The organism is Streptomyces sp. NPDC055400 (genome assembly GCF_053644375.1).
The window spans coordinates 37533-50824 of the sequence record NZ_JBSHLM010000019.1 but is presented as its reverse complement, the minus strand read 5'-3'; the positions used below and the strand labels follow the sequence as shown (position 1 = coordinate 50824).

The 13292-nt window shown below is 68.0% G+C and carries 11 protein-coding genes and 3 pseudogenes; 3 read left to right on the top strand and 11 right to left on the bottom strand.

Features of this window, described 5'->3' with window-relative positions; all coding sequences use genetic code 11:
• Positions 1 to 17: 17 nt before the first annotated feature.
• Positions 18 to 404, bottom strand: a pseudogene (locus tag ACWIGU_RS37980) (MarR family transcriptional regulator); the annotation flags it as partial.
• Here ACWIGU_RS37980 and ACWIGU_RS37975 point away from each other — a divergent pair.
• Complete coding sequence (locus ACWIGU_RS37975) at positions 369 to 737, top strand: hypothetical protein (protein WP_454406264.1); 369 nt, start codon at positions 369 to 371, stop codon at positions 735 to 737. The pseudogene ACWIGU_RS37980 and the gene ACWIGU_RS37975 overlap by 36 nt on opposite strands.
• Before the next feature lie 89 nt (positions 738 to 826).
• Here ACWIGU_RS37975 and ACWIGU_RS37970 read toward each other — a convergent pair whose 3' ends face one another.
• The 8 genes and pseudogenes from ACWIGU_RS37970 to ACWIGU_RS37935 all read right to left on the bottom strand — a co-directional run bounded on the left by ACWIGU_RS37970 (position 827) and on the right by ACWIGU_RS37935 (position 9318).
• Positions 827 to 2017: an acetyl-CoA C-acyltransferase gene (locus ACWIGU_RS37970; protein ID WP_454406262.1), complete on the bottom strand. Its 1191-nt coding sequence runs from the start codon at positions 2015 to 2017 to the stop codon at positions 827 to 829.
• Between the two features lie 148 nt (positions 2018 to 2165).
• Positions 2166 to 2795, bottom strand: a pseudogene (locus tag ACWIGU_RS37965) (CoA transferase subunit B); the annotation flags it as partial.
• Entirely contained in the window at positions 2795 to 3550 is a 756-nt protein-coding gene (locus tag ACWIGU_RS37960) for a CoA transferase subunit A (RefSeq protein WP_454406260.1), read from the bottom strand. The gene ACWIGU_RS37960 and the pseudogene ACWIGU_RS37965, both read right to left, overlap by 1 nt.
• Positions 3551 to 3644: 94 nt before the next feature.
• Positions 3645 to 5408, bottom strand: a complete 1764-nt coding sequence (locus ACWIGU_RS37955; protein ID WP_454406258.1) for an FAD-dependent oxidoreductase — start codon at positions 5406 to 5408, stop codon at positions 3645 to 3647.
• A 14-nt stretch (positions 5409 to 5422) separates the two neighbouring features.
• Complete coding sequence (locus ACWIGU_RS37950; RefSeq protein WP_454406256.1) at positions 5423 to 7375, bottom strand: maleylacetate reductase and hydroxyquinol 1,2-dioxygenase domain-containing protein; 1953 nt, start codon at positions 7373 to 7375, stop codon at positions 5423 to 5425.
• 174 nt (positions 7376 to 7549) lie between these two features.
• Entirely contained in the window at positions 7550 to 8425 is an 876-nt protein-coding gene (locus tag ACWIGU_RS37945) for a helix-turn-helix domain-containing protein (RefSeq protein ID WP_454406254.1), read from the bottom strand.
• Between the two features lie 146 nt (positions 8426 to 8571).
• A complete protein-coding gene (locus ACWIGU_RS37940; RefSeq protein WP_454406253.1) occupies positions 8572 to 8952 on the bottom strand; it encodes a tetratricopeptide repeat protein in 381 nt (126 codons plus the stop codon).
• A 159-nt stretch (positions 8953 to 9111) separates the two neighbouring features.
• Positions 9112 to 9318, bottom strand: a complete 207-nt coding sequence (locus ACWIGU_RS37935; protein WP_454406251.1) for an aldehyde dehydrogenase family protein — start codon at positions 9316 to 9318, stop codon at positions 9112 to 9114.
• Positions 9319 to 9599: 281 nt separating this feature from the next.
• Between ACWIGU_RS37935 and ACWIGU_RS37930 the strand changes: the two genes are divergently transcribed.
• On the top strand, positions 9600 to 10244 hold the full coding sequence (locus tag ACWIGU_RS37930; protein WP_454406249.1) for a site-specific integrase: 645 nt from the start codon (positions 9600 to 9602) through the stop codon (positions 10242 to 10244).
• 202 nt (positions 10245 to 10446) lie between these two features.
• Here the strand turns inward: ACWIGU_RS37930 and ACWIGU_RS37925 are convergent, their stop codons facing one another.
• The gene (locus ACWIGU_RS37925; protein ID WP_454406247.1) at positions 10447 to 10881 is read right to left on the bottom strand and encodes a MarR family winged helix-turn-helix transcriptional regulator; all 435 of its coding nucleotides are present in this window, start codon (positions 10879 to 10881) and stop codon (positions 10447 to 10449) included.
• Positions 10882 to 10946: 65 nt separating this feature from the next.
• Here ACWIGU_RS37925 and ACWIGU_RS37920 point away from each other — a divergent pair, with 65 nt between their 5' ends.
• Positions 10947 to 11903 (top strand): alpha/beta hydrolase, encoded by a 957-nt coding sequence (locus ACWIGU_RS37920; protein ID WP_454406535.1) that lies wholly within the window; start codon positions 10947 to 10949, stop codon positions 11901 to 11903.
• Between the two features lie 536 nt (positions 11904 to 12439).
• Here ACWIGU_RS37920 and ACWIGU_RS37915 read toward each other — a convergent pair.
• Positions 12440 to 12777, bottom strand: a pseudogene (locus ACWIGU_RS37915) (thioredoxin family protein).
• Positions 12778 to 13292 lie beyond the last annotated feature (515 nt).

The window sequence follows — 13292 nt, the reverse complement described above, 5'->3', positions numbered from 1 at the left end:
AACATCGGCTCGGTCGGTCAGGCGGTCAGGGCCGCAAGTTCTGCGTTGGCGCGCTCGCTGACCAGGGCGAGGACGCGGCCGGCGGCGGCCAGGTCCTCGGCGGGTATCCCGCCCCAGATGCGGTTGGAGATGGGTGCGGTCTCCGCGCCGACGGCTGCGAGCAGCTCGCGCCCTGCGTCCGTGGAGTGAAGGTGCGTGCCGTCCGCGGCGAGCAGCTGCTTGGCCAGTAGCTCGTCGAGAGTGGCGTGGATGTCGGCCGGGTCGGCCTTGAGGGAGTCCCGGACCTGGGTGACGAGCTCGTCCGGCGTCTGCGGGGCGTCGGCGGCGTCGGCGGCGCGCAGGGCGATCTGTTGCTGGAACGTCATGTCGTGCCGGGCCAGGACGTGCTCCCATGGTGCTCTCGCTGTCCGCGAAGGGCCTCACCCATCGCCTTCTCCGGCTGGCAGAACGGTTTGTGCCGCGCCGAAGCCCGCGAACTGCTGATGCTCGCCTCCACCCCAGCCCAGGCTGCACGGCTCACCCGGTCACAGCTTCGCTCCGTCCTCCAAGGTGCCGGCCGCAGCCGTGGCATCGAAGCTGAGGCCAACCGCCTCGGGGACGTCTTCGGCGGCGACTACCTACGTCAGCCGCAGCTGATCGAGGACGCGCGCTGCAAGAAGGCCCTCGCGCTTCTGAGGCAGCTGGGCGCCTGCGCCCATGCCGATGGTCGCCTCGACCTTGATCTGCAGTCGAAATAGCACAACCGGGCTCCGCGGTTCACTCCCGGGCGGCATGATCTTGATGGTCCTCGCGCGGCCCACCCCGTTTCGCGGTACCGGGAGGGGAGTCAGCGTTCGAGGACAAGGGCGATGCCCTGTCCCACGCCGATGCAGAGCGCGGCGAGGCCGGTGCCGGAGCCGGCGGCGGCGAGTTGGTGGGCGATTGAGCCGGTGATGCGGGCGCCGGACGCGCCCAATGGGTGGCCCAGGGCGATGGCGCCACCCCGGGGGTTGACGACAGCTGGGTCCAGCTCGGGGAGTCCGGCAAGGCAGCCCAGCGCCTGGGCGGCGTAGGCTTCGTTGAGTTCGACTGTGTGAAGGTCGCCGAAGTCCCGCTCGGCCTTCGCCAGAACTTTGCGGATGGCCTCGACCGGGGCGAGGCCGAAGTACTGGGGCTCGATGCCGGTGACAGCGGAGGCTCGGATGCGTGCCAGTGGTTCGCGGCCTATGGCGGCCAGTCCTGCCTCGTCTGCCAGCAGCAGCGCTGCGGCGCCGTCGTTGAGAGGCGAGGAGTTGCCGGCCGTCGCTGTGCCGCCCTGTCGGAAGACGGGCTTGAGACGGGCCAGTGCTTCCAGGGAGGTGTTGTCCCGAATGCCCTCGTCACGGGTCAGCTCCACGCCGTCCACCGGTACGACCTCGGCATCGTAGGCACCGGCCTTCCAGGCGCCGGCGGCCTTTTGGTGGCTGGCCAGGGCGAAGGCGTCCTGCTCCTGGCGGGTGATGTGGTACTTGTCGGCGATCAACTCGGCGCTCTCGCCGAGCGGGATGGTCCACTGCGCCGGCATACGGGGGTTGACCATCCGCCAGCCCAGGGTGGTGGAGTGCAGCTCCTGGTGACCGGCAGGGAAAGCGCGATCAGGCTTGGGCAGCACCCATGGTGCACGCGTCATGGACTCCACGCCGCCGGCCACGGCCACGCTGGCATCGCCGAGGGCAACGGAGCGGGCGGCCTGGACGACGGCCTCCATGCCCGAGCCGCACAGCCGGTTGACGGTGGCGCCGGGCACCGTCACCGGAAGCCCTGCCAGTAGCACGGCCATCCGGGCCACGTCCCGGTTGTCCTCACCTGCGCCGTTGGCGTTGCCGAAGATCACGTCGTCGATACGGGAGGGGTCCAGGGCGGGGCTGCGGTCGACCAGGGCACGCAGTACCCCGGCGGCGAGATCGTCGGGCCGCACCCCGGACAGGGCTCCGCCGTAGCGGCCGATCGGGGTCCGTACGGCGTCGACAACGTACACATCACGCACTCGGTCGGTCATCGCGGTTCCTCGTGGGGGTGGGGGGCCGGTGGTTCCCGGGGAGGTCATGGCTCAGGGTGGGTTCCCCGCTGGGCCGAGGGCTGTCCAGGGACACCTGACCAGCGGGAGATTGTGGCGGCGGGGAGGTGAGCCTGCCGGTGGCGGGCGCCGGTACCCGCACCGGGGCGGCGGTGCGGTCCAGGATCTCCTGGGTGCTGACGCCAGGTGCGGTTTCGACCAGGACGAGGCCGTTCGCAGTGATGTCGAGGACACCCAGGTCGGTGATGATGCGATGCACGCAGGCACGTCCGGTGAGCGGCAGGCTGCATTCGGCAACGATTTTGGGGCTGCCGTCCTTGGCGGTGTGCTCCATCACCACGACGACGCGGCGGGCGCCGTGCACGAGATCCATTGCACCGCCCATGCCTTTGACCATCTTGCCGGGAACCATCCAGTTCGCCAGGTCGCCCTGGGCCGAGACCTGCATGGCGCCCAGAATCGCGGCGTCGATGTGGCCGCCCCTGATCATGCCGAAGGAGAGCGCGGAGTCGAAGAACGAGGCGCCGGGTATCACCGTGACGGTCTCCTTGCCCGCGTTGATCAGGTCGGCGTCGACCTCGGTCTCTGCCGGATACGGACCAACACCCATGATGCCGTTCTCCGACTGGAGCACCACGTGCACACCGGCCGGCACGAACTCGGGTACCAGCGTCGGCAGACCGATGCCGAGGTTGACGTAATCGCCATCGCGCAGCTCGGCCGCGGCGCGAGCCGCCATGTCGTTCCTGGTCCATGCCATCAGCGTCGCCACGTCCTCTTCTCGACCTGCTTGTCGGTCACCTGCTCAGGGGTCAGTTCCACTACCCGCTGGACGAAGACCCCCGGTAGGTGGATGCCGTCCGGTTCGAGCACGCCGGGCTCCACCAGTTCTTCGACCTCGGCGACGGTGATACGCCCGGCCATGGCAGCCAGCGGATTGAAGTTGCGCGCCGACTTGTTGAAGACCAGATTGCCGTGGCGGTCGCCGCGGGCGGCACGGACCAGTGCGAAGTCGGTGGTGATACCGCGCTCCAGCACATAGGGGCGGCCGTCGAACTCCCGGATCTCCTTGGGCGGTGAAGCCAACGCCACGGACCCGTCGCTGTGGTAGCGCCACGGCAGGCCGCCCTCGGCCACCTGGGTGCCTACTCCGGCTGGGGTGAAGAACGCCGGGATTCCACAGCCGCCGGCCCGCAGTCTCTCGGCGAGGGTGCCCTGCGGGATCAGCTCCACCTCCAGTTCCCCGGACAGATACTGGCGGGCGAACTCCTTGTTCTCGCCCACGTAGGAGCCGGTGACCCGGACGATCCGGTTCGCGGCGAGCAGGATGCCCAGACCACCGCCGTCGACACCGCAGTTGTTGGAGACCACACCAAGGCCACCGACGCGGTTCTCGTACAGAGCCTGGATGAGCACGTTCGGCACTCCGCTGAGGCCGAAACCACCGACGGCGACAGACGCCCCGTCTTTCACATCTGCCAGTGCCAACTCGGCAGAAGCCACCACCTTGTCCATCTGTGCCGTCCTCCGTTCTGGGGCTGCAGGGCCGCCCGCGTGGTAATCCTGTGCTGCGTCTTGGCCCCGGCAGCCGGGCGGCTGCCGGTACCGCTCAGCGCTGCAATACGCTCCGCAGTGCCCCGAGCAGTTCTTCCTTGGTTGCCAAGTCGCTCTCGGGAGCGGTCGCCCGGCGCCAGGCGACATATCCGTCCGGGCGGACGAGCAGTGCCCCTTCGTCGGCGATCTCCGAGAGCCGGCTCCATTCCCCGTAGGCATCCCGACTGTCCACGGCGCCGATCCGCACGACGTTCAGCGGCACCCCGAGAGCGTCTTGGCACTCGGCGGCGGCTGTCTCCCACGCGCCCCCCGACAGTCCGGTCAGCAGCGTGAAGACGCCCTTGCCGACGACATCCAGGGTGGACACCCTCTGCCCTTGGGCATCGACCAGCCAGGCATGCGGCAGTTTGGCGCCGGGCCGGGTCGTCTGCTGGTGGAACAGCTCGCGGTCCTGCTCCCAGACTTCGGCGGGGCTGCCGTCGTCCAGCACCGCGCCGGAGACGTAACGCTGGTTCATCTCCACACCGTGCGCGTTGAACTCGTAGTTCTTCAGCTGGATGGCTTCGTCGAGGGCAAGCCGCCGCTTCACGCCCTCGGGCGTCTCGGCACGCGTCGCCGAAAGTCCCTTGTGGATTCCTGCTGCGTTGCTTCCCCCGCCCACTCCGAGAGCTTCGAAGATCGGGCCGAACTGGTCGCGGCTGAGATTGGCCCGCTCGACGATCTGCTTGCCGACGGGGGCGCGCTCGGCGGTGTAGCTGTCCAGCAGAGCGGGACCGGCCTCGCCACGTACGACCATGGCCAGCTTCCAGGCGAGGTTGTACGAGTCCTGGATCGAGGTGTTCGAGCCGAGCCCGTTGGACGGGGGGTGCCGGTGGACGGCATCGCCTGCACAGAAGACCCGTCCGGAGGAGTATGCGGAGGCGTAGCTGTGATTGACGGTCCACAGCGAAGTCGAGGTGATCTCCACGGGGATGGTGGGGTCACCGATGAGGGCGCGCACGATCTGGCGGGCGGCCTCATGGTCCATCTGCGGGGGCGGCTGCTCGATGTCATATCCCCAGACCAGCAGCCACTCGTTCCACGGCCGCACCATGCGCACCAGCCCCATGCCGATGCCGCCAGTTTCTGCGCCGGGTTGCATCACCCAGTACAGGACGCTCGGACGGTGTGCAACGTAGCTGGACAGATCGGCCTTGAACACGACATTCATGCTGCCGGCCTTGCCCATCTGCCCGTCGATCGGAAGGCCGATCTGCTCGGCAACGATGCTGCGGCCGCCGTCCGCACCGATCAGGTAACGGGCCCGGACAGTGAACTCGTCTCCCCGGATCCGGTCGCGCAGCAGGGCCGTGACCCCGTGCTCGTCCTGGGTCAGGCTGAGGAACTCGGTATCGAAGCGGACTTTGGCGCCGCGGGCTGCGGCGTTCTTCAGCAGGATCGGCTCCAGGTACGTCTGGGGCAGGTCGATCATCTGGGACGGGCTTTTCGCACCGTACTCGGTGGCCGAGCCGTGACCGGTTCCCCAGCTGCGGATCCGGCCGATCTCCTCTCCGGCCAGTGCCGTGCACAGCACCGTATCGCCCATCAGCTCGGAGGGGCTGCCTGCTGCCAGGGCCTCGTCCTCCACGCCGAGGTCCCGCAGGACTTCCATGGTCCGCTGATTGGTTATGTGCGCCCGCGGGGTGTTGGCCAGCCAGCCGTACTTTGTCACCAGGAGGGTCCGCACCCCGTAGGTGGCCAGGAGAAGGGCGGCGGACCCGCCGGCAGGTCCACTGCCGACGACGATGACATCCGTGTCGTAATGCTCAGTAGGCGTCATGATGCTGTCCTCGGTCAGTGGGTCAGGGGGGCGACACGGAAGGTGAAGTCCAGTCGTCTCCACTCTCCGTCCAGGCTGCGGCCGTCGGGGGTGGGGCCGTGTTGCGGTACGAAATCGACGATCAGCTCGTCCTTGACGCCGAACACGCTGTCGCTGTCCAGGTAGGCGCCACCCGCAACGAACAACTGGGTGACCAGGCGGCGGTAACCGGGCGCCGTGATCATGAAGTGCAGATGGGGCGCACGGTTGGGGTGGCGGCCGACGGCAGCGAGCATCTTGCCCACCGGGCCGTCACCGGGGATCGGGTAGTGCGAGGGAAGGATGGACCAGAAGGACAGCCGGCCCTGCTGGTCGCTGCGCAGCCGGGCCCGGAGCACAGGGCCGTCCAGATCAGGCAGTTGGAGGTCGTAGAACCCGTCCTCGTTGGATTGCCACACGTCCACCACGGCGTCCGGCACGGGTGCTCCGTCGGTGTCCGTGATCAGGATGTCCGCCCAGAGCGGAGTGCCGGCCAGGCCTTGGGCGATGTCGGAGCCGTGCGCAATCTCGGGAGGTCCCTCGAGGTAGAAGGGGCCCAGGACTGCTGACGGTGTGGTGCCGGGCGTCCGCGAGTTGGTCAGCAGGTCCACCACGCTGGACACACCGAGGGTGTCCGACAGCAGGACGAACTCCTGCCGGGTGGGGCTGCAGATCTGACCGGTGCGGGTGAGGAAGTCGATCGCGTACTGCCACTCGGAGTCGGTGACGTCGTTGCTCCTCACGAACTGGTGCAGACGCCTCACCAGGTCACTGAGCAGCTGCCGTACCCGCGGATCCGGACTGCCTGCGAAGCTCGCCACCACCTGCTCGGTCAGCTGATCCACCTGCGGGTCGGTGGCCGCGACCACGGGCCTCGCGGGTTGCGGAACGGCCGCCGGGCGCCGTCCGTGCCAGGCGTCGCTCAGCAGGCCGTCGATGCCCTCGGCGGTAATCTTGCGGGGGTTGGGGTACGCCGTGGACAAGGCCAGCTCGACGGCGCGCGGCAGCTCGGCTTCCGCCATACCGAGCTCGCGCAGCGAGGTCGGCCCGTGCAACGACGCGATCAGGTCGAACACCCCGGTCGGGGCATCGTCGACGCCGAGCGCCTGGGCGATTCGGTTCATGACATCTTTCGCCGCCGGCGCGTTGTAGGCCATGGCGTGCGGCAGCATCACCGTGTGCGTCTGCGCGTGCGGCAGGTCGAAACTGCCGCCCAGGGTGTGGCACAGCTTGTGGTGCAGGCCCATGCCGACCGAGGCGAGACAGGTTCCGGCCAGCCAGGCCGCGTACAGCAGGTCGGCTCGCGCGCCCGTGTCCTGGGAGTCGATGCCGAGCAGAGGGAGTGCGCGGCTGATGCGGGAGATCGCGTCGAGCGCCAGGTGGTCGGTGATCGGGTTCGCGTCGCTGGAATACAGCGCTTCCACGGCATGCGCGAGTGCGTTGATGCCGCTGGTGACCGACATGTCCACGGGCAAGGTGCGGGTGAAATCCACGTCGTAGATGACGGTCTCGGGCAGGATCGCGAGGGACGACTGTGTGACCTTGCGCCCGTCGCGTGTTTCGCCCAGCACGGGCGTCACCTCGGAGCCGGCGTAGGTGGTCGGCAGGATCACCTGCTGAAGATCGGTGCGCAGTGCCAGTGCCTTGGACAGTCCTGTGGTCGAGCCGCCGCCGACGGCCACTATGCAGTCGGCGGATGAGTCCTGGAGGACCCGGAGGGCTCGTTCGGTCACCTCTACGGGTGTGTGCATCGCTGCGCCGTCGAACTCCGCCACCATCAGCTGGCCGAGCGCCTTGCGGACTCTCGCGGAGGTCTCGGTCACAGTGGGACTGGACAGCAACAGCACGCGAGAGCAGTCGAGTTGCTCGACCTCCGCCTGAAGTCGGTCAACCGTGCCGACTCCGAAGACCACCCGGGAAGGGCGGGAGTTGTAGACCAGACTTCTCATGGAACTCCGCCTTTGCATCGCCGTCGTGTTGCGTTGGCTGCGTGGATTTGGAGTATTCGTGTTTCACAGACGTTTCGGCCTGCACGTTCGGCTCGTTCCTTCTGCACGAAAGACGCGTTCACCGAGGCTGCAACGTGCATGACGCGACGGGCCCGCAGGCAGCGAAATCGGACGTCAGCCGGGGCGGCGGACGGCGCCCGGGGTGGTATCCAGCTTGGCGCGCATCACCCGTGTGAGATGTTCTTGATGAGAGAAGCCGCAGTCCACCGCCACCTCGCCGATGGCGGTTGTGCCGGTGCGCAAGAGACGGCATGCCTGCTCCAGGCGCAGCCGCAGGAGAAACTGGTGCGGCGACTCGCCTGTGCTCGCCTTGAACTGGCGTGCGAACTGACTGACGCTGAGCGACGCGGCGGCCGCAAGATCCGCAATCGGCAGTGGTTCAGCGAGCCGCTCTTCCATGAGGTCCCGCACTGCGGACAGCTGCCGAGACGACAGTCCGGACGGAATCCTGCTCGGCGTCGGCTCAGCACGGTTGGCGCGGTGTCGACGCGCGAGTTGGGCAGCGAGCATGCCGGTCAGGTGGTCCGCATAGGTGCGCGCGGAGGGCTCCCACTGCTGTACCAGACTCTCCAGCGCCAGCAGGAGCTGCTCGATCAGAGGGTCCGCAGTACCGAGCTCCTCGGACAGTTCCACCGGGCTGCCGTTGTTGGCATCCTGCAGGGCACGATCCGTGAGGTAGGCGTGAACCGTGTCGAGTCGGCCGCCGAGCTCCACCGTCAGCCTGCGGCCGGCCGGATGGAGGAAGAGCCCTCCGGTGGGCACTCGCCGGGTTTGCGCCGACCGACCCCGGCCACGGCTCACCGTGACCGGGCCGTTGAGATGTAGGACCAGCATATGGGTCGCGGTGGCGTCGAACTCCGCGCGATACGGCTGCTCTTCCTGGGTGGAGAGGTACAGATGTGACCAACCGAGCCCTGAGCTGTTGCGCCGCAGATTCACTGTCGGCTGCCGGAGCACTCCGCTGGTGTCGGCCAGGCTCAGCTCTGTCATGGTTGTGACTCCTTCTGGCTCGGTCCGGCGGAGCTCCTGTTCGCATGGGTTTCCGCGGCAGCGAGGGGGCGGTGCGCGGAAGCAGCCGGGCGGGCCTCCACGCGATGCGAGTGGCATACCGGCCTGTCCGGCGGACAGGGGCAGCCTCAAGCAGCCAGTCGGGGCGGTGAACCGACGGGGTGCCTGAGGGCAAGGAGATCGCGTGCGGTCATCGAGTCCGCAGTCCTCATGTGCGGAGCGGCTTCGGTCCAGCGGTGCCGGCGCTCCAGGACGCGGGCGAGGGCGAGGTGGGCAGAGGCGTGGCCGGGCTCGGCATGCAGGACCTGTCGCAGTTCCGCCTCAGCCAAGGTCAGCTGCGCCGTGTTGTAGTACGCACAGGCGAGGAGCATCCGGAGGTCCGGGCTGCGGGGCTCCGCGGCAACCAGGTCCGCGAGAACCCGGGAAGCCGCGCGGTAATGCTGGGATGTGAAGAGACGGCGTGCATGGTGAAACCGCTCGTTCCGGGTCACTCCCTGTATGCCGACCATCACGTTCTCCGTTCACTGCGCGAGCATCCGTTCAGCTGTGCAGGCGCCTGGCGCCCGAGGTGCCCCTGGGTGCAAAGAGCCGATGAGCCTCGAGTGATATTCGTTGAAACTTCATCGACATTTGAATCATTCCCGAGGGGGGCTGATCGACACTGAGGGTCACCAGTCCACGGCGATGTACTTGCTCTCGGTGAACTCCAGCAGGCCGTCATGGCCGCCCTCACGGCCGAGACCGGACTGCTTGACGCAGCCGAAGGGTGCCGCCGGGTCCGACACCACCGGCCGGTTCAGGCCCACCATGCCTGCCTCCAGTGCCTCGGACACCCTCAGGCCGGCCGCCAGGTCGCCGGTGTAGACGTGCGACACCAGGCGGGTGCGCGTCAGCCAACCGGGTCGGTCGGCTCCGGCGACGGATCGGGCGAGGGTTGGGGGATAGCGGGCGGCTGCGCCGGTGGGGCCGGGATGGATTCTCTGGGGGTTCTCTGAGCGTGGTGTGACGTCGTACGCCGTGCCCTCGTTGAGGTTGCGGCAGCGGTTCTCAGGGGGTGTGGCTCTGCGGTGGATCGTTGCGGTCGACTCGTGGAGCAGGGGTACAAGTGCGTGCTTTTCCTGTCCGGATGCCCTCGGGTGTCCGGTACTGGACGGTGGTGGACGACGCGGTACGGGTGGTTGAGGCTCCCGATCGCTTCCTGAGAGAGACTCGGTTGGCGCGGGGGCGGGCGGAGACGACGACGAAGGCGTACGCGGAGGGCCTGTCGCTGTTCCTGCGCTGGTGTGACAGGAGCGGTCGGGACTGGCGGACCGCCGCCCGTGACATGGGACTGTTCATGCTCTGGCTGCGCTGGACGCCGGGGAACGGAGGCCAGCGCCGGACGGTCGTTCCGGGCCCGGGAGCCCGGCCGGTGCGGGGCGACGGCCGGATCAACAAGGTGCTCACGGCGGTTCGGATGTTCCTGGTCCACGCCGTGGTCAACAAGGAGGCGCCGGCCTGGGTGCTGGAGCAAGTCTACGAGCTCGGCGACGATCGCGACCTGCCCGTGGAGGCCAGGGGCGAGAGCGGGGGGCTGCGTTACCGGCTGCGGGCCCGGCATCGGCTCCAGGAGCCGGAGAGCGAAGTGGACCGGGCCAGCGACGAGGAGGTCGTCGCGATGTTCCGGTCCTGCCGTTCGGCACGGGACCGGTTGACGCTGCTGTTGTTGAGGATGGGCTGGCCAACAACAACTCGCCGACGTGCAAGGACAGTTGGACGAACGAACCGAGGGCCTGGACGCGGCAAGCGCCGCAAACCGTGAACTGACCCGGGCGCTGAGCCACACGCCGGAGGGAACGGGCCCGCCTACAGCCCGAAGGCCCCCGCCCTCGATCAGGATGAGCAGACCGATCGCGATCAGCACCAGCGGCAGCAGAATGTGGCCCCAGCGGCTGAGAGCCTTGGCGACGACCGGACAGGTGGCGAAGATCGGAAAGACCACGGCATACAGGCTCATCAGACGATCACTCGCGCATACGGCCTGACGCGGGCGAGGCGAGCATCGCGTTGAGGATGCGTTGCAGCTCGACGCGGTCCTGGGGGGTAACCCTCGCCAACCTGCGGTCGTACTCCGCCGCGAGGGCTGCGAGTGCTCGATCGCGCGCCTGCGTGCCCTCGGCGGTCAGTACGAGCCGGTGACGCCGCAGGTCCGCCTCGTCGATCTCGCGGCGGATAAAGCCCTTGGCGACGAGGTTGCGCACGTAGACCGTCACGCTCGCCTTGGGCAGCAGCAGCGCCGTCGCGATCTCGGCCGGGTACGGCGATGCCTCCACCTCGGCCAGGACGAAGAACTCCTTCGTCTCCAACCCGAGCTCGGCCAGTTCCTCCGTGCAGGCATCCATCACGACGCCCAGCAGCCGCTGGTTCAGCGTCCACAGCTGCGCCCCGTCAACCGACATGCGAGCCTCCATCCAGGTGGTACAGTTTCGTATTAGTTCCAGATTGTACAAGATATTATTTTGTACTGGACTCCTATGGAACAACCCTCTCACAAAGGAAGCCACGCATGATCCAGCACCTCACGATCCCGCGCGGTCCCATCAACCTCGCCGCAGACCTCCACCTGCCCGACAATGCCGACAGCAGCGGACCGCTGCCCGCCGTGGTGCTCTCCACCCCAGGCAGCAGCGTCAAGGAGCAGATCGGCGCCAACTACGCCTCCCGTCTCGCCGCCCGCGGGATCGCGGCGCTCGTCCTCGACCCCGCCCATCAGGGCCAGAGTGAGGGCGAGCCCCGCGACCTCGAAGACCCCTACCGCCGCGGTGAGGACATCTCCTACGCGCTCGACGTGCTCACCACGACCCCCGGCATCGACCCGCAGCGCATCGGCGTCCTCGGCATCTGCGCCGGTGGCGGCTATGCCGTGCACACCGCCCGCACGGACCACCGCATCAAAGCGGTCGGCACGGTCGTCCCCGTCAACATCGGCAACGCGTTCCGCAGCTTCTCTCCCGACGGTCCGGCCGCAGCACTCGACGCCCTCGCGGACGCACGTACCGAAGAGGCCCGCTCCGGCGAGATGACCCGAGTGAACTGGCTGCCCGACACCCCTAAGGACGCCGCGGCAGCGGGCCTGACCGACATCGACACCACTCAGGCCATCACCTACTACCGCACCGAGCGCGGCGGTAACGAACACTCCACGAACCGGCGCCTCCTGCGCAGCGACTCCCTCCTGCTGGGCTACGACGCCTTCCACTTGGCCGATCAGCTCATGACCCAGCCCCTGCAGGTCATCCTCGCCGGACGCATCGGCAACACCGGCTCCTACGACATGGGCATGCAACTGTGGAAGCTGGCCCCCAACCCAGTCGACCTCATGGTGATCGACGGCGCTGGCCACTACGAGATGTACGACGAACCCGCATACGTCGACGCCGCCGTCGAACGACTCGCCAGCTTCTATGCGAACAACCTGTAAGGCACCGAACCGGCCGGCCTATGCGGTCACAGCACTGATATGTGGGGCCGGTCTGTCAAGCGGCAGTCTTCAGCGGCGTCCGGGATACGGGTCTCAGGCGCCGCTGGTGCGCATGGGGCCGGTCGGTGCCTGGTGGCGCGCGTGTCGTTCTCGACGCGTGGTCCATGCTGAGGGTGTCCAAGATCGTCTTATGGCAAACGACGTGGACACTCTCGCGACACGCACGGCCCCGCAGTGCCACCTGGGCTCCGCGGCAGCCCCGTCAACGAGACGGCCGCCCAACAGCCCCTTCGGGCTACAGCACCACACCTGTCGCAGTGGCTAGACTCTCGATCAATGGCGCTGAGCTGCACCAACGTGAACCACTCACTAACGCCACAGCCCAGAACCCCAGAGAAGATGCGGCTGCCGCCTGGCACGGTCCTCGACGGAGTTATGTGACCTTTGGGGGTGTCTCAGCCTCAAGGTGTCTCAGGCGGCGCACCTCACATAGACGAGATGTGACGGGCGTCGCGGCCACGTGCCGCAGCGGCCGCTCAGAGGTGGCCGTCCAGGAACTTCCGTACCTCGGCGATGGTCATGACCCCGTGCCGTGCGCCACCGCCTCTCCGTCCTTCAGCAGGACGTAGGACGGGGCTCCGGTGATCCCGTATCGCTCGGTTGCGGCCGGACAACGCGTGATGTCGGCGCGAACGGCCGTCAGGCGGCCCGTGTAGTCGTCGGCGATGCCACCCACGACGATGTCCATCACCCGGCAGGGCTCGATTGCCTTGGGCCATGTCCCGGTGAAGTATGCGAGGACCGGAACTCCGCTCATCCCGAGGATGAAATTGAACTCCGCGTCCTCACGGGGTCGGTGAACCCGCTTCGCCATGAAAGCTCCTGACCTCACGTTCCGTCATTCCATCCCCATCATCCCTCGCGCGGTGTGCCAGGCCGGCCCGGTCGGTCGTCCGGTTGACCTGTCGGAAGGCAGGCGCGAGGCCGTCGCGGAACCGCGGTGGTCCCCGGCGCAAGCGGCCCGGCCCCCGCCCCTGGTGACCCGGCCTGGCCGCCCCGCCGGTCACCCAGCTGCAGCCCGCCGCGCGCCTGTGGGTCAGCTCGTGCCAGGACAGCGCCCTCCACGGCGACATGAAAGCCGTTTTCCAGGGCGTAGCGGCCCAGATCGCCGACCAGCTGCTCGATGAGCGCGTCGACGAGCGGGCCGGTGCGCATCGTCCACCGGATCCAGTCGAGCCGTATCCGCCACCGCGCTTCTCAGAGACAGCGCCCCCGACGGGCTTCCCGAGGCCTTGTCTGGTCTTCAACATCACCCCCCGGTCTCAGCTGGCTCATACCGCTCTTCCCGGGGCCGCATGAGCTGGCTGATGGCACCGAGGACGAGGCGCG

Excerpts from the sequence above, each read along its gene's own strand:
- ACWIGU_RS37970 (WP_454406262.1), bottom strand. The coding sequence starts at position 2,017 with ATGACCGACCGAGTGCGTGATGTGTACGTTGTCGACGCCGTACGGACC.
- ACWIGU_RS37960 (WP_454406260.1), bottom strand. The coding sequence starts at position 3,550 with ATGGACAAGGTGGTGGCTTCTGCCGAGTTGGCACTGGCAGATGTGAAA.
- ACWIGU_RS37955 (WP_454406258.1), bottom strand. The coding sequence starts at position 5,408 with ATGACGCCTACTGAGCATTACGACACGGATGTCATCGTCGTCGGCAGT.
- ACWIGU_RS37950 (WP_454406256.1), bottom strand. The coding sequence starts at position 7,375 with ATGAGAAGTCTGGTCTACAACTCCCGCCCTTCCCGGGTGGTCTTCGGA.
- ACWIGU_RS37945 (WP_454406254.1), bottom strand. The coding sequence starts at position 8,425 with ATGACAGAGCTGAGCCTGGCCGACACCAGCGGAGTGCTCCGGCAGCCG.
- ACWIGU_RS37940 (WP_454406253.1), bottom strand. The coding sequence starts at position 8,952 with ATGGTCGGCATACAGGGAGTGACCCGGAACGAGCGGTTTCACCATGCA.
- ACWIGU_RS37925 (WP_454406247.1), bottom strand. The coding sequence starts at position 10,881 with ATGTCGGTTGACGGGGCGCAGCTGTGGACGCTGAACCAGCGGCTGCTG.